Below are 19,970 nucleotides of genomic sequence, written 5' to 3'. Positions count from 1 at the left end.
AAAATATAGACAGATATTAAAACAAAACACAAATTATTCCATAATTATATGCATGCATAGTAAATATTATAGTTGTAATTATAATATTATTTCTAAATTAGCCTAAATTATTAGGAAAAACTGTGTAATGAAAATAAAAATAACTGGAATAGGAAGTTATATTCCACAAAAAAAAATAAAGAATACAGATTTTAACGAACATGTATTTTTAAATGAAGACGGAACCCCTTTTGGTTATCCAAATGAAGTTGTCATTAGTAAGTTTAAAGGAATAACAGGTATTGAGAACAGACGATATGCAGAAGACAAATATACCTCTTCCGATTTAGCCTATTTTGCTGCACAAAAAGCAATAGAAAATGCAAATATCGATCCTGAAACGCTTGATTATATAATTTTTGCCCACAATTTTGGCGATGTAAAATATGGTACAACTCAAACAGATATATTACCGAGTTTAGCAACGCGTGTAAAAAATAAATTAGGTATTAAGAACCCAAAATGTGTTGCATACGATATCCTTTTTGGATGTCCAGGATGGATAGAAGGTGTCTTACAAGCAAATGCTTTCATCAAATCTGGCATGGCAAAACGTTGCTTAGTAATTGGTGCCGAAACACTTTCTAGAGTTGTAGATCATCATGATAGAGATTCTATGATTTATTCAGACGGAGCAGGTGCGTCAGTAATCGAAGCTTCGGATGATGAAACTGGTTTATTGTCATACGAGAGTGCTACTTTTGCAAATGATGAGGCAGGCTACTTATACTTCGGAAAATCATACAATCCCGATTTAGATCCAGACACCAAATACATCAAAATGTATGGTCGAAAAATATATGAATTCGCTTTAAGCCAAGTTCCTGCAGCAATGAAAAGTTGCTTGGACAAAAGCGGTATTGCAATCGATGATGTTAAAAAAATCTTGATTCACCAAGCTAATGAAAAAATGGACGAAGCTATAATCCATCGTTTTTACAAACTACATGGCAAAACTCCACCAGAAAACATTATGCCAATGTGTATTCACGATTTAGGAAACAGCAGTGTAGCAACAGTCCCTACGCTTTACGACCTATTATTACAAGGAAAAATAGAAAATCACGAAATAAACAAAGGCGACGTTATCATCTTTGCTTCCGTTGGAGCAGGAATGAATGTTAATGCATTTGTATACAGACATTAATTCCTTTTTTAGGAGCTAATCCAGTTATCCATTACAAGTCCACACTTAAAAAATGTGTTTTTTAAAAACCTTAAAAAGAGCTTCGTAAAGTCGCTTTTTTAAGCCAATAAAAACTGCATTTTTTAAGTCGTGGGCTTTTCATTTCTATCTGGGCTAAAAAACAATAAAAAAAGAAGATATTTTGTACCTTTGCACCCTAATTAAAACTAAGAACGAGAGATTCTATCGTTCCTCGAAATAACTATGTACGAAAAAACATTTCCGAACAAACGATTCAAACATACTTTAGAATTTCTAAAAAAGCACATCACAACATCCGAAACTATCTTAGATTTAGGAGTTGAAAATCCGTTTTCAAAAATCATGAAAGCCGAAGGATTTAAAGTAAAAAATACCACTGGAGAAGATTTAGACATCGACCAAACAGTATTCTCTACCGAAAAGCAAGATGTGGTTACAGCATTCGAAATCTTCGAACATTTATTAAACCCGTTCACTATTTTAAACGAAATAAAATCAGACAAACTATTTATCTCGATTCCAATGCGTTTATGGTTTTCACCAGCATATCGTAGCAAAACGGATATGTGGGACAGGCATTATCACGAATTTGAAGATTGGCAATTAGATTGGCTTCTTGAAAAAACAGGTTGGAAAATCATCGACAGACAAAAATGGACCAATCCCGTAAAAAAATTCGGTATCCGTCCGTTATTACGAAGCTTTACTAACAGATATTATATTGTTTACGCAGAAAGAAAATAATTTTCCGCATCAGTTTTAGCTTATGAAATATTACATTGTTATACCGGCACATAACGAACAAAAACTAATTGGGTTAACCTTGCAGTCTTTGATTTCGCAAACCATTTTACCAAAAAAAATAGTTGTAGTCAATGATAATTCCACCGATAAAACGGAAGAGATAGTATTGAATTATGCCAAAGAAAATCCATATATCTCCTTAGTTAATAAAACTTCAAGTGCCATACATTTACCTGGAAGCAAAGTTATTCAAGCATTTCAAAAAGGATTTGAAACTCTTGATGAAGATTATGATATCATTGTAAAAATAGATGGTGATTTAATTTTCCCACCAAACTATTTCGAAACCATAATTTCTCATTTTCAATCCGACCCAAAAGTTGGAATGGCAGGAGGATTTTGCTACATAGAAAAAAATGGAGATTGGGTACTAGAAAACCTAACCGATAAGGATCATATTCGTGGCGCATTAAAAGCATACCGAAAAGAAACGTTTAAACAAATTGGTGGTTTAAAACCTTCAATGGGTTGGGATACTGTAGATGAATTACTTTGTAAATATTACGATTGGAAAATCATTACTGACTCTTCATTACATGTAAAACACCTTAAACCAACAGGTGCAAATTATAACAAAACAGCTCGTTACAAACAAGGCGAAGCTTTTTATACTTTAGGCTATGGTTTTTGGATCACAGCAATTGCATCTGCAAAATTAGCTATGATGAAGAAAAAACCGTTATTATTCCTTGATTACATAAAAGGATTCTTGAAAGCAAAAAAAGCAAAAACACCTTTGTTAGTTACTGACGCTCAAGCAAAATTCATTCGAAATTATCGATTGAAAAAAATGAAAGAAAAGCTTTTTTAGTTCAAGCAATCAAAAAAACTATAAAATCTAAACCGTAAACTGGCAACTATTTTCGTAATTTAGCCCATATTCGTAAAAACTATGATGCTCATTCGTTATTTATCCCAAATAGGAAGATACTTCTTGATGCTTAAAGAAATTTTCAACAAACAAACCAAATGGTCTGTTATGAAAAAACTAATCTTTAAAGAAATTGATGACTTAATTATTGATTCCCTTGGTATTGTTTGTTTCATTTCATTCTTCGTAGGAGGAGTTGTTGCAATTCAAACCGCATTAAACTTAACAAATCCTTTAATCCCTAAATACTTAATTGGTTTCGCAACCAGACAATCTGTAATTTTAGAATTTGCTCCAACTTTTATCTCTGTTATTATGGCGGGAAAAATGGGCTCTTTTATTACATCAAGTATAGGAACTATGCGTGTTACAGAACAAATCGATGCGCTTGAAGTTATGGGTGTAAACTCATTAAACTATTTAGTTTTTCCAAAAATAATCGCTTTACTACTATATCCTTTCGTAATTGGAATTAGTATGTTCTTAGGTATTTTTGGTGGTTGGCTAGCTGGAGTTTATGGAGGATTTACAACTAGTGATGATTTTATAATGGGGGCGCAAATGGAGTTTATTCCATTTCATATTACTTATGCTTTCATTAAAACCATAATTTTCGCTATGCTATTGGCAACAATCCCTTCATTTCACGGTTACTACATGAAAGGTGGCGCACTAGAAGTAGGAAAGGCAAGTACAGTAGCATTCGTTTGGACATCTGTATCTATTATCCTTTTTAATTATATACTAACACAATTGTTATTAGGCTCATGATAGAAGTAAAAAACATAGAAAAATCATTTGGCGACAGCAAAGTACTTAAAGGTGTTTCGACCGTATTCGAAACTGGAAAAACAAACCTAATTATTGGGCAAAGTGGATCTGGGAAAACGGTTCTACTGAAAAGCTTATTAGGTATTCACGCTCCAGATTCTGGAACAATTGAGTTTGATGGTAGAGTTTACTCAGAACTAGAACCAGACGAGAAAAGAGAATTACGTACTGAAATTGGAATGGTATTTCAAGGAAGTGCTTTATTTGATTCCATGACTGTTGCTGAGAACGTAGCTTTCCCTCTAAAAATGTTCACCACAGATACTGGCTCTAAAATTCAAGATCGTGTAGATTTCGTTTTAAAAAGAGTAAATCTAATTGATGCACATAAAAAATTACCATCAGAGATTTCAGGAGGTATGCAAAAACGTGTGGCTATTGCCCGTGCTATTGTAAACAATCCAAAATATTTATTTTGTGATGAACCTAACTCTGGTCTAGATCCAAATACATCAACTCTGATTGATAATTTGATTAAAGAAATCACAGAAGAGTACAATATCACAACTGTAATTAATACGCATGATATGAACTCTGTAATGGAGATTGGTGAGAATATTTTATTCTTAAAAAATGGAGTAAAAGAATGGCAAGGAACAAAAGAAGAAATTTTTGTAACCGATAATAAAGCTATTGTAGAATTTGTATATTCTTCTAATTTATTCAAGAAAGTACGAGAAGCTTATTTAAAAGGCTAACCTTTAGATAAATTCTAAAACATAAAAAAAACCATTTAGAAATTAAGCGATTTAAGATTCTATTCTTAAACTTAATTTCTAAATGGTTTTTGTTTTTGGTAGTGAAACTAGCCTCTAACAGGTAATAACTCTACTTCGGCATTTGGATTAAAAAGATAGGTCTTTCCTGAGCTTATTTCGAGACATTCAAAACGTTTAGTCCTAAGGGCCATTTTTTTAAAAACTTTGCCGTTATGTATCTTAAAAACACTTCCAAAAGGGATCTCAAAAATATAATTCTTATCATTTTCTTTGTCATATTGTTTTAGAGCCAATGACAATGTTGCGTCAGTATCACTACTTGCTGTAGGATTTTTAAAATGCTTAGCTAACAATGGTAATAAATGACTCGGAAAAATCTCCGGCCGTATAAAAGGAACCATTAACCGTTGGAAAGAATATTTCCATTCATTCCCATGAGGTTTAATATTTCTTCCAAACTTTTCAAAGGCTACCAAATGTGCAATCTCATGAATAAGTGTGATTAAAAACTTGTATTTATTCAAGCTAGAATTCACCGTAATTTCGTGTTTGCCACTTGGTCCTTTTCTATAATCTCCATGACGTGTTTGTCTTTCGTTTACGATCTTAAGATGCACATGATTATCAACAATAAGATCAAAAACTGGACTTACTGCATGTTCAGGGATATATTTTGCTAGAGTTTGGCTCAAAACGTTTTAAAATTATGAGTTATGAATTATGAGTTTTAGGTTTTTCTTTGAGGTAATAATCCTTCTTATAATTAAACTACGGATTAGTCGAAGAAACTTCTAACACTTTTCCGTTAAAATATTTATTACCATTAAGTGTAAAATCATAAATATAAGTAGCCATTCCTTCTGCCGAAATTGGTGCTTGATATCCTGGAAAAGCTTCCTGTAACATTTCTGTTTGAACAGAACCCAATGCCAAAACATTAAATGAGACTCCTTTTTCTTTGTATTCTTCAGCTAACAATTCAGATAATGTAATTACTGCTCCTTTACTAGAGCTATAAGCTGCAAGTCCTGCAAATTTGAGACTACCGCGAACACCTCCAATAGAACTAATAGTTACCACATGACTTCCTTTCTGAAGAAAAGGCAGACAAACTCTAGTTAGATTAGCTACTGCAAAAACATTCACTTTATAAATACTTTCAAAATCTGCTTGAGTAGTTTCTGCAAAAGGCTTTAAAAGCAAAGCTCCTGCATTATGCACCAATGCATCTACTTTTTTCCAAGTTGAAGAAAGAAACTCTTCTACTTTGTATAATTCAGATTCATCAGATAAATCGACCGAAAGACAAGTAACATTAGAATGCTCTAAAAGCAATTGAGGAATTTTTCTGGAAATAGCCAATACCTGATGCCCAGCATTTGCAAATTGCAAAGCCAACTCATAACCTATCCCTCTACTCGTTCCTGTGATAATAATATTTTTCATATAGCAAAAATAAGGAAAACCGATAAAAAAGCATAGTTTATTTGGTCATGATAATCTCTTTTGTTGGAGAACTTGTCATATGAGTTACCGCAGGCAAAAATTCCTGAATAAAAGAAGTCATATGCGACACATCCATTACTTTAAATTCATCAGAAACATGATGGTAGAACTCGAAATTTTCGAAATCAAATGTACTTATCGATTGACAAGGAACATTGAATGCTTCGAAAAAAGGAAAATTATCAGATCTATAGAATAATTTATATTCAGCTTCTTTTGGTAAAAACCCAATAGTCTTATCGCCAGTATATTCATTGATTTTTGTTGCCATATTCGATTTATCGAAACCTGTAATATAAGCTAAAAACTCGCGCTTCATTGGCACACCAATCATTTCTATATTTAACTGAGTATATAAATTAAAGTTTTGGCTTTTGAGTTTTTTAGCCAAATGTTTAGAACCTAAAAGCCCTTTTTCTTCTCCTGAAAAAAACACAAATAGTACACTCCTTTTATTCGATTTCGTTTGGCTAAAGTACTTCGCCATTTCTGCAACCGCTACAACTCCAGATGCATCGTCATTTGCACCATTATTTATAAAATCTCCATTAACACCTTTTTTATCAATACCAATGTGATCATAATGTGCACTTAGAATAACAAATTCCTTTTTTAGAGCGGGATCTGTTCCTTCTAAATATCCAACTATATTAAATGCTGGAGTTTTAAACGTAGACAAAGTGTCACGATAAGAAGAAAAATAAGGTTTAACAGAATTACTTTTTAAAATATCTTCCAGATAAACAGCTGCTTTTTCAATTCCTTTTGTTCCCGTTTCCCTTCCTTCTAATTCATCTGATGAAAGATATTTTAAAGTCGAAGAAACATCACTCTCCTTTACTTTATAATCAATTACTAATTTTGAATTTGACTGTGTTGCTTCGGTTGCAACTTGTGTATTGGTTTTACACGCAAAAAAAATAAACGGAACTAAAAGGAATAGTTTTTTCATTACTGTGGTTTGATTTAGCTAAGTTTTAAGCTTTATATTAAAATATTTATTATACACTTTAAAAGTCTGAATCCCAGCCAAAAAAATAAAAAACAACGGTATAAGAATTAACATCAGATAATTAAAAATATAAGATGTATTCTTAAAAATGAGTTGCAATACTAAAATAAGGCTAAGCATTCCTATAAAGACTCCAATTAAAGTTCCCGCAATATAATAATATTTATAATTCTTTTCTGTAGAAATATAATTCTCATTTATCAAATACAAATTCCAACCAGTCCAGAAAGGTAATTGCAAAAAATTAAAACAATTAAGTAAAACTCCAATAAAAAACAGCCAATACATTATACATTTCTCAACATATACGTTTGATTTTGCTATATTTTTTTACATCTGCGGCCAACAATGTGGCAGTATACGATGTTTAAAATCTTCTTTTAATTTCCAAAACTCTTAAAAACACCCATAACCTTTACTACTTTTCCTTTGTTATCAGAAAGCAACAGATAATATATTTCCTCTTTCTCTTCGATACTTTTTAAATTATTAGCTAATCTGGGCTTACAGCGATAATTTGATATACTAAATTCAATTGTCATTTTTCGGTTTAAGCCAAAGCAGATGAGTGTGCGTTGCTGTAAAAACACCACCCCACGATAAAAATTATTTTTCTTCATAGGCTTACATTTTGATAATGCAAACCTACTTCAGTTTTGCGAACCTAAATATCAACCCTAGTAAAGTTTAGAAAAGGAGCTATAATTTAGTAATATCTTGTATTACAATTTCTTTTCGATTGTATACGAGAATCTTATTGGTTTCTAACTCATTAATCAACTGGGTTGCTGTTTGTCTTGAAGTACAGATAATCTGAGCAATATCATTTTGAGTTAAATAGTTTTCGATTGTTACTAAATTTCCAGACTTCACTCCTTCTTTCTCTGCCCAGTCCTTTAAAAACTGAAGTAATCTCGTTTTAGCATCTTTAGAAATCAAATTAGAATAACTGTTTTTGATGCGTTTCATCTTCAGCCCTACAAATTTTGTGTAAGACAAAGCTAAACTTGGATTTCGTAATAATAAATCTTCAAAATCCGACATTAAGAAACTACAAATAGAAACATCTTCTGAAAGCACTTTTGCATATTCATTTGTTTCTTTATCCGTCTCCAAAGTTAATTCGCCAAACAAATCTCCCTTCTGAATAATATCTTTTATTGTTTCGTTTCCGTCTTCATCAACTGCAACAATTTTGATATTTCCTTTTTTCAATAAAAAAATTCGAGGCAAATCAGAAGAAGAGAAATAAATAATCTCCCCTTTCTCCGCTTTTTTAAAACCTGTAATGATGCACAATTGCTTTATTTGTCCATAACTTAATGTCCGGAACAATTTGTGATCTCGCAAATACCAATATTTTAAATCTTCGTACATAATATCAAATCTAGGATTGTAAATGTAATTAATTTTTAATTTTAAAAACAAAACCCTTTCGAAGCCATAGTATCGAAAGGGTTGTTGATATCAATTAAATCAAAAGATTATCCTGCAATAACTGCTCTTGAAATTACAATTTTTTGAATTTCTGAAGTTCCTTCATAAATCTGAGTAATTTTTGCATCACGCATAAAACGTTCTACGTGATATTCTTTTACGTATCCGTTTCCACCATGAATTTGTACTGCTTCTACAGCCGTATCCATTGCTACTTGCGAAGCAAATAATTTAGCCATAGCACCACTTACATCGTAATTATTATGTTGGTCTTTATCCCAAGCTGCTTTCATACAAAGATGACGAGCTGCTTCGATATTAACTGCCATATCTGCTAATTTAAATGCGATAGCTTGGTGATTGCAAATTTCTGTTCCAAAAGCTTTACGTTCTTTAGAATATTTAAGAGCCAATTCATAAGCTCCAGAAGCAATTCCTAAGGCTTGAGAAGCAATTCCGATTCTTCCACCTGCTAAGGTTTTCATAGCAAACTTAAATCCAAATCCGTCTTCACCGATTCTGTTTTCTTTTGGCACTTTTACATCGCTAAACATTAATGAATGCGTGTCTGAACCACGAATTCCCATTTTTTGCTCCTTAGGACCAACAGAGAAACCTGGCATATCTTTGGTCATGATTAAAGCATTTATTCCTTTATGCTTTAATTCGGCATGAGTTTGTACAATTACAATATATACAGAAGCTGTATTACCATTAGTAATCCAGTTTTTTGTTCCGTTTACTAGATAATGGTCGCCCATATCAATTCCAGAAGTCTTTTGTGATGTAGCATCACTTCCTGCTTCTGGCTCGCTTAAGCAAAAAGCACCGTGAATCTCTCCAGAAGCCAATCCTGGTAAATATTTTTGTTTTTGTTCTTCGGTACCAAAAGCTTGAAGTCCCCAACAAACTAATGAATTATTTACCGACATAACTACAGAAGCCGAAGCATCAACTTTAGAAATTTCCTCCATTGCAATTACGTACGAAATCGTATCTAAACCGCTTCCTCCGTATTTAGGATCAACCATCATTCCCATGAATCCGAGTTGTCCCATTTTTTTTATTTGTTCCGTAGGGAAAATTTGCTTTTCGTCTCTTTCAATCACACCTGGTAGTAATTCGTTTTGAGCAAAATCTCTAGCGGCTTGTTGAATCATTAAGTGCTCTTCGGTAAGATTAAAATCCATAGTAATATAAAATAAAAGTTGCTTTTTGTTAAAAAAATATATTCAAAGATAATTTTTTATACTGTAATTTTCAATAATGTCAAGCATTTTTGAGTAAGTAAAATAGTTCACTATATCGTTATCGTAATAATATCAAGGACTTCACTTAAAAACGACCATTAAGTTATTATTAATTTTATGTAAATACATACCTAATTTGCTTTCAAAACACTTAAAACCATACCTTATTTTGCATAAAAAAAGCTACATCAATTTCTACAAAAACACATCAGAAACCAAATAATTTTAGTAAAGACAAGACTTAACGATATAGTTTCATCATAGAATAAAAATTCTGGAACAATAATACGCATGCATCTCCTTTCAATATGCTGAAAAGTAAACACCAAATCTGACTCGAACTGATGGAAATATGATTTTTAGAGAAAAAATAAAGCCAAAATAAAAACTCCTATTCCTAAAAAAAACAATATTAGTAAGCTACTAGAAACCAAATAAGTAATTCCCAAATAGATGTTTTCTTACACAAATGATTTTCTCATTAAAAACACTATTTTTTTCACAAAAAAAAACAGAAAATAAAACTATTTTTACCAAAAACGCACAATAACATTAATATGAGAAAATTTTTACTATTACTTACTGCAATTATAATTTTACCATTTTCTAACGTTTCAGCACAGAAATCTTTTAATATTGATGGTGTTATAGTTCCTAGAACAATTCAATTTCAAGATAAAACTTTATCATTAAATGGTGCTGGTGGAAGATCAAAAATGTGGTTAGAAGTATATGTTCAAGCTTTGTATTTATCCCAATTAAGTCAAGATCCAAAATACATTATTGATAGTGACACAGAAATGGCTGTCCGAATTGAAATCACTTCATCAATGGTCTCTTCTAATAAATTAACAAAAGCAATGAATAGTGGTTTCGAAAAATCAGCTGGAGATAATCTAGAATCATTACGATCAAGAATCGAACAATTTAAAAGTTATTTAAGTGACGAAATAACACAAAAAGATATCTTTAAACTTATCTATTCTCCTATTGATTCGTCTGTTTGGGTATTTAAAAATGATATTTTAAAAGGTAAAGTGCAAGGATTTGATTTCAAAAAAGCGCTGTTCGGAATTTGGTTATCTGATAAACCTGCTGATGAAAAATTAAAAAATCAATTATTAGGTAAATAAGTTTTTAAACATTCTCTAATTAGAATAAAAAACAAGATTCCCACTAATCAAAAAAAGGAAAAAAACAATTTTAAACAAATTAGCTACTTTGTTTTTTCGAATGAATAAGTTTTCAAAAACATCTTCTTATTCATTTGTAAGATAAATATCCATGTTATAAAATTAATATTGAGCTATTTGTACTACAAATAAATTGTTAATCTTTATTTTGTTTGTAATAAAAAGCATTTACGTCACTTTACGCTATAAAAACGACATATCTACTGATAAAAAACATTCCCTCTAGAAAGATTAAGATGACAAATAATCCAACTAAATCAAACAATCTTATTATCTGAAAATAAGATTATTATACCATATATACTCTAATTTATTTTACTCTTTAAAAGCCTGATTTTTGAAGTAAAATTATTTTAATACGTTACATAAGACACTTCAACAAAAGTGTTTTGTAGGCTAACCGAAATATCAACTAACAACCTGAATACCTTACAAATAACTAAAATCTAAAAACTATCATAAATAAGTCATTTATACAGGTAAGAACCCTTATTCATCCATAGAATATTGAAATTAGGAGTATTTTTGTGAAAATCATATAATTTACAAAAAGATGAAAAAATTTTTAATGTTACTTACAGTAATTTCAACTTTGCAATTCACAAATGTTTACGCACAAAAAACGTTTACAGTAGAAGATGTTGTTCTACCAAGAACCATTCAATTTCAAAATAAAACTTTATCATTAAATGGAGCGGGTGGAAAATCTAAAATTTGGTTAGGGAAATGCATTCAATCATTATATTTAACTCAATTAAGTCAAGATTATGAGTATTTAATGGATCTTGATACTGAGATGGCTATACGTATAAACATTGTTATTCCTGTAGTTCCTCCAAGTAAATTAACAAAACTTATATATGACCGTTTTGAAATTGCGGCTGAAAACAATATTGAATACCTTAGACCAAGGTTAGAAAAATTAAATAATATGCTTAGTGGTGAAATCAGAGCAAAAGATGTTTTTAAATTTATATACACCCCTAACGATCCAGCAGTATGGGTATATAAAAACAATATACTGAAAGGAAAGATTAAAGGAACTGATTTCAAAAAAGCTTTTTTTGGTATTTGGTTAGCAGACAAACCAGCCGATGTAAAACTAAGAGATCAACTATTAGGTAAATAAATACGCTATTGTCTTGAATTATTAACTTTAAATTAAAGCCTATAAACTAAGCGCTTAACCAAAAAGACTTCTGTAGTACCCTAAAAATAGAGAAATAATAAGTAATTTTGCATAAATTTAAATTACAATTATTATGAAAAACTTTTTACTATCACTTACAATAATAATGACTTTGCAATTTTCAACCGTTTCTGCTCAGAAAGTTTTTAATGTAGAAGGCGTAATGGTTCCTAGAACAATAGAATTTCAAAATAAAACTTTATCCTTAAATGGTGCTGGTGGCAGGTCTATTATGTGGTCAGATCTTTATGTACAAGCATTATATTTATCCCAATTAAGTCAAGATGCAAAGTTTATTCTGGAAAGCGACACTGAAATGGCTATTCGAATTGAAGTTACTTCGTCGATGGTATCTTCAAAAAAGCTAACTAAAGCGATGGATGATGGCTTCCGAAAAAATGCAGGTGATAATTTAGAGTCGTTGCAACCTCGAATCGAAATGTTTAAAAGATACTTAAGCGATAACATAACCAAAAAAGATGTTTTTAAGCTTATTTATTCACCAAATGATACTTCAATCTGGGTGTATAAAAACAATAATCTGAAAGGGAAAATAGAAGGAAAAGATTTTAAGAAAGCTCTTTTTGGTATTTGGTTAGCAGACAAACCTGCTGATGAGAAATTAAAAAATCAATTATTAGGTAAATAATAATATTTAGCTAATTTGGTTAAAAAAACATCATTCTGTGAAGTAATTGAAATTTTTACCATAATACACATTTCGCATTAACCTATTTTTTATATTTGTCTAAATTAAACTAATCGCAGTAAAATGAAAGATTTATTAAAGAAATTTGAAAATAAGGAACCTGAGATCGTATTCAACTGGAAAGATTCTGAAACCGAAGCCGAAGGATGGACAGTAATTAATTCCCTTCGAGGTGGAGCTGCTGGTGGGGGTACCCGAATGCGAAAAGGTTTAGATGTAAACGAAGTTTTATCATTGGCAAAAACAATGGAAGTAAAATTTTCAGTTTCTGGACCTGCGATTGGTGGTGCTAAATCTGGTATTAATTTTGACCCAAACGACCCTAGAAAGAAAGGTGTTTTACAACGTTGGTACAAAGCCGTTTCTCCATTACTAAAAAGTTATTACGGAACTGGTGGTGATTTGAATGTTGATGAAATTCACGAAGTAATTCCAATGACCGAAGAATGCGGTGTTTGGCATCCGCAAGAAGGTGTTTTTAATGGACATTTCAAGCCTACTGAAGCTGACAAAATTAATAGAATCGGACAATTACGTCAAGGGGTTGTTAAAGTAATCGAGAATTCAAATTTCTCTCCCGACGTAACCAGAAAATATACAATTGCTGATATGATTACAGGTTTTGGCGTTGCACAAGCTGTACGTCATTATTATGCAATTTATGGAGGTGAGGTAAAAGGTAAGAAAGCTATCGTACAAGGATTCGGAAATGTAGGATCGGCAGCCGCTTTTTATTTGGCTGACATGGGGGTTAAAGTAATTGGTATTATCGATAGAGATGGTGGATTAATTAATGAAGAAGGTTTTTCTTTTGATGAAATCAAAGCACTATTTTTAGCTAAAGACGGTAACAAACTTGTTGCTGAAAACATGATTCCTTTTGAAGAAATCAATGAAAAAATATGGACAATTGGAGCCGAAATATTTACTCCTTGCGCCGCTTCAAGATTAGTAAATCAGAATCAAATTGATGCTTTAATTACAAATGGACTTGAAGTAATTTCTTGTGGTGCAAATGTACCTTTTGCTGATAAAGAAATCTTCTTTGGTTCGATTATGGAACAAGTAGACAGCAAAGTGAGTTTAATTCCTGACTTTATTTCAAACTGCGGAATGGCACGCGTTTTTGCTTATTTCATGGAAAAGAAAGTACAAATGACCGATGAAGCGATCTTTAATGACACTTCGGACACTATAAAAAATGCAATTCAAAAAGCACATGCTTTAAGTGCATCAAAAACAAATATCAGCGCAACTGCTTTTGAAATTGCACTGAAACAATTAGTATAATTTTTTTATACTTTATCCTAAACGGATCAAACTAGTTTTCATAAACTGTTTGATCCGTTTTTTTATTTAACTTATTCAAAATTGGCAAATCAGATGGAGAATCTTTAACTGATTAAAAACGTTCCATTTAATTATTATCACACATAGTTCCGATAGCTATCGGAACATAGCATAACAAAGTCTAAAAAGGTATTTCACTTAAAATAAATAACATAAGCTATGTGGAAAAAATATTTTTCTTAAATCCCCTTTGATTATCAATTCTAATGCGATAAGTACAGAAACTATGTCTCTATGTATTAAATATATTTTTTACGACCCAAGTTGACGAAGTAATTAATGCAAACTGCTAATTAAGTAGCAATCCGAATAACTTGACCAATCTACTAAACCCACATATTAGAAACAGCTACTTAAACCTACATTTCATAAAATCTGCCCAGCCCTTTGATTCTAAACAATTTTTAGTACTTTTAAACGTTTAAATTTAAAACTAATTTGACACTAATATGGTAATCCCTACTGGCCTAATATCTAGATTACTAGGCAAAGCTAGCGACACGTTTGTAAATGCTCCTGGTTCTGATAAAAAGAAATCAATCATCGTTTCTGTGCTTTTGTATGGACTAATCATACTGCTTTTATTCTTCATTCGCTTTTGGCCACCTGCAAATGGCATAAACGAATTAGCTGGAGGCGGCGGAGGCGGTGGTGTTACCGTTAACTTTGGAGATAGCGACTTAGGTTCTGGCGCAAATTACAAAAGTGAAGTTTTGGAAGTAAAAAACCATGCTAAACAAATCCCTGTAAAATCAACTCCAGAAGAAGCGATACTATCACAAGAAAACGCTACTGAAGAGAGTGTTGTTATTCCTCAAAAAGAAAAAACGAACAAACCTATAACAGTTACAAAACCGGACCCAAAGCCTGTAGTCGAGAAACCTAAAGTTTCCAACACTACAAATGATGCTTTATCAAGTATTTTAAAAGGCTCCAACAAAGGCGGTGATGGAGATGATAAAGTGGCTGGAAACAAAGGAAAATCAAACGGAAATCTGAATTCTAATGGCTATTACGGAACTGGTGGTTCTGGCGGAGGAACTGGTGGCGGAAACGGAACTGGAACTGGCATAGGAACTGGTAGTGGCTACGGCTCAGGAAGTGGTGGCGGATCTGGAAGTGGTTCTGGCGGTGGATCAGGATATTCCCTTGGAAACAGAAAAGCATTATCTAAACCTGCTCCAAACTATACTTGCAATGAAGTTGGAAAAGTAGTTGTAGAAGTTTCTGTAGACAGAAACGGAAGAACAATAAGCGCAATTGCAGGAATAAAAGGAACTACAAACACTGCAAAATGTTTATTAGATCAAGCCAAAATTGCGGCAATGAATACAAAATGGGCTGCAAGTAGTGATGCTCCAGAAAAACAAGTTGGTAAGATTATTTACAATTTTGATATGAATTAAAAAATATAAGATCCAATAAAAAAGGCTTTCAGTCTAAAATCTGAAAGCCTTTTTTATTGGTCTCAACTGAATCAGAAATCCAGTTATCTCAAAAAATTTTTATTATTTGGGACTCGTAGCAATAACAAACTTAAGATTATTCCTTACTCCTATTTGAAGCACATCTACCAAGTCTTGTACTTGAAGATTAAACGGAATCCTTACAACTACTGTTTGTTCTTTATCTGTTCCTAATTTGGACATTAAACTCGTTTCTAACTCTTCAAAATCTACAGGCTGTTTATCGATGAAGAATTTTTTATCTTCGGTAACTGATATACTTATGAATTGTTTGTTTGTTTTTTCATTTGCTTTGGCTTTAGGCAATGTCATTTTTATAACATTTGGATTTGCCAATGTAGATATAATCAAGAAAAACAAAAGCAAGAAAAACATAATGTCACTTAGCGATGAAGTTGCCACCTCGGCATGAAATCTTCTTTTTCTTTTTATAGACATAGCTTATGATCTTTGAATAATATTTACAAATTCTAGTATTTGCTTCTGAATTTTCAGAGCAAAATCATCAATTTTACCATTCAAAAGGTGGTAAGCACTATAAGCAATAATACCAACAATTAACCCCGAACCACTACTAATCATTTTTTCATACAATCCTCCAGAAATATTACCAATACTAATATTCTCAGTAACCGAAATGCTATAAAATATTTTTATAACTCCAGAAATTGTTCCAATAAATCCTAAAGTAGGCGCAATACCCGCAATAAGACCTAAATGCCCAAGACGTCTTTCCATCTCACCTATTTCAATATCGGCAGCACGATCCATATTCGATTCTATTTCGGCAATTGGTCTACCAATAACAAGTACACCTTCTTTAAGAATATTTCCTGCAGCAGTATCACTTCTCTCTACAATGCTTCTAGCCATATCTAAATTTCCCGAATTTAGATTCATACTTACATCCATCATTAATCGATTATCGATTTTTGAAGCTTTACTTATATATAAATAACGTTCAATGATTATATAAAAAGTATAGAATAATAAGATGGCGATTGGAATAAGAAAGACCCCTCCTTTTAAAATAAATCCTAAAACAGAAATTTCTGTATTTGGTGCAATTTTTTCTATAACTACGTTAGATGCGGCGTTTGCAATAGTATCCGCTTGTAATTGAATGAAGCTAAACATATATTAATTCTTGTTTTTAATAATTAATTCTAAAAAATATTCCAATTTTGCAATAAAGATACTTTTCGTTGTTATATTAAACTAAAAAAAACGAAAATTATTTCAATCAGCAACTATTTTACAAGAAATAAATGAACTATCAAGAAACTACAAACTGGATGTTTAATCAACTCCCAATGTACCAATTACAGGGAGCTTCGGCATATAAAGAAGATTTAACCAACATTAAGCTACTGGCTTCTCATCTTGATAATCCTGAAAATCAATTGAAATGCATTCATGTTGCTGGAACAAATGGTAAAGGTTCAACCTCTCATATGCTAGCTTCAATATTACAAGAAGCAGGATGCAAAGTTGGATTGTACACTTCACCACATTTAAAAGATTTTCGTGAACGCATTAAAATTAACGGTGTAGAAATTTCTGAAGATTTTGTCTGCGAATTCATAAGCAAACACAAGACTTTTTTTGAATCTAATGATATGAGCTTTTTCGAAATGTCGGTTGGGTTAGCATTTGATTATTTTGCGAAACAAAAAGTAGACATTGCTATTATTGAAGTGGGACTAGGCGGAAGATTAGACGCTACTAATATTATCAAACCGCTAATCTCGGTGATTACCAATATAGATTTGGATCACACCCAATTTTTAGGAAATACACCAACAGCAATTGCAGGCGAAAAAGCTGGAATAATTAAACCAAACTCTCCAGTTGTAATTGGAGAATATACTCTCGACACAAAAGCCGTTTTTTTAGCTAAAGCAAAAGAGAACAATGCGCCAATTTATTTTGCTGCAGATTTAATCACCGAAGTTTTTCCTTCGGACTTATTAGGAGATTACCAACTACATAATAAAAAGACGGTACAGCAAACGATTCATATTTTAAATGCCTTAAATGATTTTAAAGTCAATGACGAAAACCTTAAAACGGGTTTATTAAAAGTGACTACCAACACAGGTTTACAAGGAAGATGGCAACAACTGGGTAAAAGTCCAAAGATAATCTGTGATACGGCTCATAACAAACATGGTTTAGCAATTGTGATGAATCAGTTAAAAAAAGAAACTTTCGATAACTTGCATATCGTTCTAGGTGTTGTTAATGATAAAGATTTAGATTCTATCCTACCCCTATTCCCAAAAGAAGCACAATACTATTTCTGTAGTCCTAATTCCACGCGTGGTTTACCGACTTCTATTTTACAAGAAAATGCTAAAAAGCATGAATTAATTGGTGAAAAATACGATTCGGTCTCTGATGCTTTTGTCGCAGCTAAAGAAAATGCAACTAAAAATGATTTCATTTACGCAGGCGGAAGCACATTTGTAGTAGCCGAACTGCCTTTATCTGGTGAAGAGAAATAAAAAAGACAAAACAAATAAGCATAAAAAGACAACAAAATAGGTAAAACTTGATTTTTAATACAAAAATCAAGTTTTACAAATAACTAAATATCAACAAGCTAAAAATTAATTGCAAATTTAAATTACATTTTATTTAAAAAAGCTTTGGAGATACGAAAAACAGTCTTATATTTGCACTCGCAATCACAAAATGATAGCAACCTAGTAAAATAGGGCGATTAGCTCAGCTGGTTCAGAGCACCTCGTTTACACCGAGGGGGTCGGGGGTTCGAACCCCTCATCGCCCACAAAACTCCTTAAGCAATTAAGGAGTTTTTTTTACAAAATTAGCGAGTATCGGGGAGATACTCAAGCGGCCAACGAGGGCAGACTGTAAATCTGCTGTGAAAACTTCGCAGGTTCGAATCCTGCTCTCCCCACCAAAAAAGTCCTAAATTATTTTAGGACTTTTTTTATGCCTAGAAACCGGTGGAAATATTTACAAAATTGAGCATCAATAAAAAAAACTTTTTTCTATCTTTCCATCACAACTTTTAGGATTGATCCGTAAAAAATTCAATTTACTCAATTAACAAAATATACTCAAATTTAAAATTATTGTTATTTTTTAAATAGTCTACAAGATGCATAAATTAAAAATATTAGTATTAATAATTTTTATCACTTCTTTTAAATCAGTACGATCACAAAATAAAGAATTAATTACATCTATTAATTCAAGTTTGATCGACATTGATAATTCAAATCCAGAATATCCTTTTAAAGAACCCTTTAAATTGAAGGATATATTTCAAAATGTAAAAATATTTGGTTTTGGAGAGGCGACGCATGGCACTAAAGAATTTCAGGATTTAAAAGATAAGTTTTTCAGATACCTTGTCTTTAATTGTAATGTCAAAACACTTGCAATAGAAGCAAATTACAGTGACTGTTTAGCCATTAATTCATACATTAAGAATGAAGAGAAGCTTAATCCAAAAGATCTCCTAAATAAAATTGGATATTGGATATGGAATACAAACGAAACATTATCATTGATTGAATGGATGAAACTATATAATTCAACACAAAATAAAGAAAACCAATTAACATTTATCGGCATTGATGTTTTGAATTGTCAAAATGCAACAGATATACTTTACAAATACCTACAAAGCAATTCTTCACCCAATAACCAAAAATATCTTACCGTATTAAATAATTATGTTTCAAAAAATAATTTAACAAAACTTAGAAAAAAAGATTTTGAAGAACACTATCTAATATTAAAGTCTTTAGAATTAGAATTGAAACATCTAAAAGATCCATATTTATGGCAACTTAACAATTCTATTTTACAATACATTTCAATGAAGTTAAATTATACTCAAAGCCACAGGGATGAACTTATGTTTGAAAATGTAAATTGGTTAGTAGAAAATAGTAATAATAATATATTTATTTGCGCTCACAATTCCCATATTAAAAAAAACAATATTTCATTTACATCCCTAGGGTATCGTTTAAAAAATAAATATTCAGAAAAATATTATAGCGCTGGTTTTGACTTTGGATCTGGTAGTTTTAATGCTTGGGATATTGTAAATAACAAAATTAAAAAGTATTCTATCCATGAACCTTTAGAAAAAACAAGCACTGAGGTATTCAACAATGCTTCTTCTGACATATATTTTTTAGATTTTCACAAAAGTAATTTATCTCCCCTATTAAATGAATTCGTAATGTCCAAAGTGCTTTACAGAGATATCGGATCTACTTATTCCCCTAAGATGATTCAAAAAGAAAAATTAAAAGAAGCATTTGATGGAATTATATTTATTAAAAAATCGAGCGAATCGAGTTTGTTAAATTAATAAATCTAATTTTCTAGTTAATTGATTTATTTAACTGTATTCCTAAATTATTTTAGGCCTTTTTTT

20 protein-coding genes and 2 tRNA genes are annotated in these 19,970 nt (G+C 31.5%); 14 read left to right on the top strand and 8 right to left on the bottom strand.

Going from position 1 to position 19,970, the window contains the following annotated elements; translation table 11 throughout:
• Window positions 1–127: 127 nt before the first annotated feature.
• The 5 genes from QWY99_RS01915 to QWY99_RS01895 all read left to right on the top strand — a co-directional run bounded on the left by QWY99_RS01915 (window position 128) and on the right by QWY99_RS01895 (window position 4,411).
• Window positions 128–1,186 (top strand): 3-oxoacyl-ACP synthase III family protein, encoded by a 1,059-nt coding sequence (locus QWY99_RS01915; protein WP_290260346.1) that lies wholly within the window; start codon window positions 128–130, stop codon window positions 1,184–1,186.
• Window positions 1,187–1,429: 243 nt separating this feature from the next.
• Window positions 1,430–1,951 carry a class I SAM-dependent methyltransferase gene (locus QWY99_RS01910; protein WP_290260344.1) on the top strand — a complete coding sequence of 174 codons (522 nt, stop codon included), beginning with the start codon at window positions 1,430–1,432 and terminating at the stop codon, window positions 1,949–1,951.
• A 22-nt stretch (window positions 1,952–1,973) separates the two neighbouring features.
• Window positions 1,974–2,822 carry a glycosyltransferase family 2 protein gene (locus QWY99_RS01905; RefSeq protein ID WP_290260343.1) on the top strand — a complete coding sequence of 283 codons (849 nt, stop codon included), beginning with the start codon at window positions 1,974–1,976 and terminating at the stop codon, window positions 2,820–2,822.
• Between the two features lie 81 nt (window positions 2,823–2,903).
• Entirely contained in the window at window positions 2,904–3,653 is a 750-nt protein-coding gene (locus QWY99_RS01900; RefSeq protein ID WP_035619715.1) for an MlaE family ABC transporter permease, read from the top strand.
• Window positions 3,650–4,411 (top strand): ABC transporter ATP-binding protein, encoded by a 762-nt coding sequence (locus QWY99_RS01895; RefSeq protein ID WP_290260333.1) that lies wholly within the window; start codon window positions 3,650–3,652, stop codon window positions 4,409–4,411. The genes QWY99_RS01900 and QWY99_RS01895 overlap by 4 nt, the downstream gene beginning before the upstream one ends.
• 107 nt (window positions 4,412–4,518) lie before the next feature.
• Here the strand turns inward: QWY99_RS01895 and QWY99_RS01890 are convergent, their stop codons facing one another.
• The 6 genes from QWY99_RS01890 to QWY99_RS01865 all read right to left on the bottom strand — a co-directional run bounded on the left by QWY99_RS01890 (window position 4,519) and on the right by QWY99_RS01865 (window position 9,577).
• Window positions 4,519–5,124, bottom strand: coding sequence for a SprT-like domain-containing protein (locus QWY99_RS01890; protein ID WP_290260331.1), 606 nt, complete (start codon window positions 5,122–5,124; stop codon window positions 4,519–4,521).
• A gap of 76 nt (window positions 5,125–5,200) precedes the next feature.
• A complete protein-coding gene (locus tag QWY99_RS01885; protein WP_290260329.1) occupies window positions 5,201–5,878 on the bottom strand; it encodes an SDR family NAD(P)-dependent oxidoreductase in 678 nt (225 codons plus the stop codon).
• Window positions 5,879–5,915: 37 nt separating this feature from the next.
• Window positions 5,916–6,890: a M20/M25/M40 family metallo-hydrolase gene (locus QWY99_RS01880; protein WP_290260326.1), complete on the bottom strand. Its 975-nt coding sequence runs from the start codon at window positions 6,888–6,890 to the stop codon at window positions 5,916–5,918.
• A 440-nt stretch (window positions 6,891–7,330) separates the two neighbouring features.
• On the bottom strand, window positions 7,331–7,570 hold the full coding sequence (locus QWY99_RS01875; RefSeq protein ID WP_290260324.1) for a hypothetical protein: 240 nt from the start codon (window positions 7,568–7,570) through the stop codon (window positions 7,331–7,333).
• A 79-nt stretch (window positions 7,571–7,649) separates the two neighbouring features.
• The gene (locus QWY99_RS01870) at window positions 7,650–8,327 is read right to left on the bottom strand and encodes a Crp/Fnr family transcriptional regulator (protein ID WP_290260322.1); all 678 of its coding nucleotides are present in this window, start codon (window positions 8,325–8,327) and stop codon (window positions 7,650–7,652) included.
• 107 nt (window positions 8,328–8,434) lie between these two features.
• Complete coding sequence (locus QWY99_RS01865; protein WP_290260319.1) at window positions 8,435–9,577, bottom strand: acyl-CoA dehydrogenase family protein; 1,143 nt, start codon at window positions 9,575–9,577, stop codon at window positions 8,435–8,437.
• 617 nt (window positions 9,578–10,194) lie between these two features.
• On the opposite strand from QWY99_RS01865, the gene QWY99_RS01860 reads away from it, so the two are divergent.
• From QWY99_RS01860 to QWY99_RS01840, 5 genes are all read left to right on the top strand, one after another.
• Complete coding sequence (locus QWY99_RS01860; protein ID WP_290260317.1) at window positions 10,195–10,770, top strand: chalcone isomerase family protein; 576 nt, start codon at window positions 10,195–10,197, stop codon at window positions 10,768–10,770.
• Between the two features lie 613 nt (window positions 10,771–11,383).
• Complete coding sequence (locus tag QWY99_RS01855; protein ID WP_290260314.1) at window positions 11,384–11,959, top strand: chalcone isomerase family protein; 576 nt, start codon at window positions 11,384–11,386, stop codon at window positions 11,957–11,959.
• 133 nt (window positions 11,960–12,092) lie between these two features.
• On the top strand, window positions 12,093–12,668 hold the full coding sequence (locus QWY99_RS01850) for a chalcone isomerase family protein (protein ID WP_290260312.1): 576 nt from the start codon (window positions 12,093–12,095) through the stop codon (window positions 12,666–12,668).
• A 123-nt stretch (window positions 12,669–12,791) separates the two neighbouring features.
• A complete protein-coding gene (locus QWY99_RS01845) occupies window positions 12,792–14,018 on the top strand; it encodes a Glu/Leu/Phe/Val dehydrogenase dimerization domain-containing protein (RefSeq protein ID WP_290260310.1) in 1,227 nt (408 codons plus the stop codon).
• 509 nt (window positions 14,019–14,527) lie between these two features.
• Window positions 14,528–15,484 carry an energy transducer TonB gene (locus QWY99_RS01840; protein ID WP_290260308.1) on the top strand — a complete coding sequence of 319 codons (957 nt, stop codon included), beginning with the start codon at window positions 14,528–14,530 and terminating at the stop codon, window positions 15,482–15,484.
• A gap of 102 nt (window positions 15,485–15,586) precedes the next feature.
• Here the strand turns inward: QWY99_RS01840 and QWY99_RS01835 are convergent, their stop codons facing one another.
• Both QWY99_RS01835 and QWY99_RS01830 read right to left on the bottom strand, forming a co-directional pair.
• On the bottom strand, window positions 15,587–15,982 hold the full coding sequence (locus QWY99_RS01835; RefSeq protein ID WP_290260306.1) for an ExbD/TolR family protein: 396 nt from the start codon (window positions 15,980–15,982) through the stop codon (window positions 15,587–15,589).
• A gap of 3 nt (window positions 15,983–15,985) precedes the next feature.
• A complete protein-coding gene (locus QWY99_RS01830; protein WP_290260304.1) occupies window positions 15,986–16,681 on the bottom strand; it encodes a MotA/TolQ/ExbB proton channel family protein in 696 nt (231 codons plus the stop codon).
• A gap of 131 nt (window positions 16,682–16,812) precedes the next feature.
• Between QWY99_RS01830 and QWY99_RS01825 the strand changes: the two genes are divergently transcribed.
• The 4 genes from QWY99_RS01825 to QWY99_RS01810 all read left to right on the top strand — a co-directional run bounded on the left by QWY99_RS01825 (window position 16,813) and on the right by QWY99_RS01810 (window position 19,904).
• Complete coding sequence (locus QWY99_RS01825; RefSeq protein WP_290260303.1) at window positions 16,813–18,051, top strand: bifunctional folylpolyglutamate synthase/dihydrofolate synthase; 1,239 nt, start codon at window positions 16,813–16,815, stop codon at window positions 18,049–18,051.
• 212 nt (window positions 18,052–18,263) lie between these two features.
• A tRNA-Val gene (locus QWY99_RS01820) sits at window positions 18,264–18,338 on the top strand.
• 51 nt (window positions 18,339–18,389) lie between these two features.
• Window positions 18,390–18,473 (top strand) — tRNA-Tyr (locus QWY99_RS01815).
• A 201-nt stretch (window positions 18,474–18,674) separates the two neighbouring features.
• The gene (locus QWY99_RS01810; RefSeq protein WP_290260300.1) at window positions 18,675–19,904 is read left to right on the top strand and encodes an erythromycin esterase family protein; all 1,230 of its coding nucleotides are present in this window, start codon (window positions 18,675–18,677) and stop codon (window positions 19,902–19,904) included.
• Window positions 19,905–19,970: the final 66 nt, after the last annotated feature.

Source organism: Flavobacterium branchiarum (genome assembly GCF_030409845.1).
Classification (GTDB): Bacteria; Bacteroidota; Bacteroidia; order Flavobacteriales; family Flavobacteriaceae; genus Flavobacterium; species Flavobacterium branchiarum.
Note: the sequence above shows the minus strand (reverse complement) of the source record. Positions and strands in the feature narration are given on the sequence as shown.

What these genes read in the sequence shown, in the direction of transcription:
- QWY99_RS01915 (WP_290260346.1), top strand. Translation starts at nt 128, where the DNA reads ATGAAAATAAAAATAACTGGAATAGGAAGTTATATTCCACAAAAAAAA.
- QWY99_RS01910 (WP_290260344.1), top strand. Translation starts at nt 1,430, where the DNA reads ATGTACGAAAAAACATTTCCGAACAAACGATTCAAACATACTTTAGAA.
- QWY99_RS01905 (WP_290260343.1), top strand. Translation starts at nt 1,974, where the DNA reads ATGAAATATTACATTGTTATACCGGCACATAACGAACAAAAACTAATT.
- QWY99_RS01900 (WP_035619715.1), top strand. Translation starts at nt 2,904, where the DNA reads ATGATGCTCATTCGTTATTTATCCCAAATAGGAAGATACTTCTTGATG.
- QWY99_RS01895 (WP_290260333.1), top strand. Translation starts at nt 3,650, where the DNA reads ATGATAGAAGTAAAAAACATAGAAAAATCATTTGGCGACAGCAAAGTA.
- QWY99_RS01885 (WP_290260329.1), bottom strand. Translation starts at nt 5,878, where the DNA reads ATGAAAAATATTATTATCACAGGAACGAGTAGAGGGATAGGTTATGAG.
- QWY99_RS01880 (WP_290260326.1), bottom strand. Translation starts at nt 6,890, where the DNA reads ATGAAAAAACTATTCCTTTTAGTTCCGTTTATTTTTTTTGCGTGTAAA.
- QWY99_RS01875 (WP_290260324.1), bottom strand. Translation starts at nt 7,570, where the DNA reads ATGAAGAAAAATAATTTTTATCGTGGGGTGGTGTTTTTACAGCAACGC.
- QWY99_RS01870 (WP_290260322.1), bottom strand. Translation starts at nt 8,327, where the DNA reads ATGTACGAAGATTTAAAATATTGGTATTTGCGAGATCACAAATTGTTC.
- QWY99_RS01865 (WP_290260319.1), bottom strand. Translation starts at nt 9,577, where the DNA reads ATGGATTTTAATCTTACCGAAGAGCACTTAATGATTCAACAAGCCGCT.
- QWY99_RS01860 (WP_290260317.1), top strand. Translation starts at nt 10,195, where the DNA reads ATGAGAAAATTTTTACTATTACTTACTGCAATTATAATTTTACCATTT.
- QWY99_RS01855 (WP_290260314.1), top strand. Translation starts at nt 11,384, where the DNA reads ATGAAAAAATTTTTAATGTTACTTACAGTAATTTCAACTTTGCAATTC.
- QWY99_RS01850 (WP_290260312.1), top strand. Translation starts at nt 12,093, where the DNA reads ATGAAAAACTTTTTACTATCACTTACAATAATAATGACTTTGCAATTT.
- QWY99_RS01845 (WP_290260310.1), top strand. Translation starts at nt 12,792, where the DNA reads ATGAAAGATTTATTAAAGAAATTTGAAAATAAGGAACCTGAGATCGTA.
- QWY99_RS01840 (WP_290260308.1), top strand. Translation starts at nt 14,528, where the DNA reads ATGGTAATCCCTACTGGCCTAATATCTAGATTACTAGGCAAAGCTAGC.
- QWY99_RS01835 (WP_290260306.1), bottom strand. Translation starts at nt 15,982, where the DNA reads ATGTCTATAAAAAGAAAAAGAAGATTTCATGCCGAGGTGGCAACTTCA.
- QWY99_RS01830 (WP_290260304.1), bottom strand. Translation starts at nt 16,681, where the DNA reads ATGTTTAGCTTCATTCAATTACAAGCGGATACTATTGCAAACGCCGCA.
- QWY99_RS01825 (WP_290260303.1), top strand. Translation starts at nt 16,813, where the DNA reads ATGAACTATCAAGAAACTACAAACTGGATGTTTAATCAACTCCCAATG.
- QWY99_RS01810 (WP_290260300.1), top strand. Translation starts at nt 18,675, where the DNA reads ATGCATAAATTAAAAATATTAGTATTAATAATTTTTATCACTTCTTTT.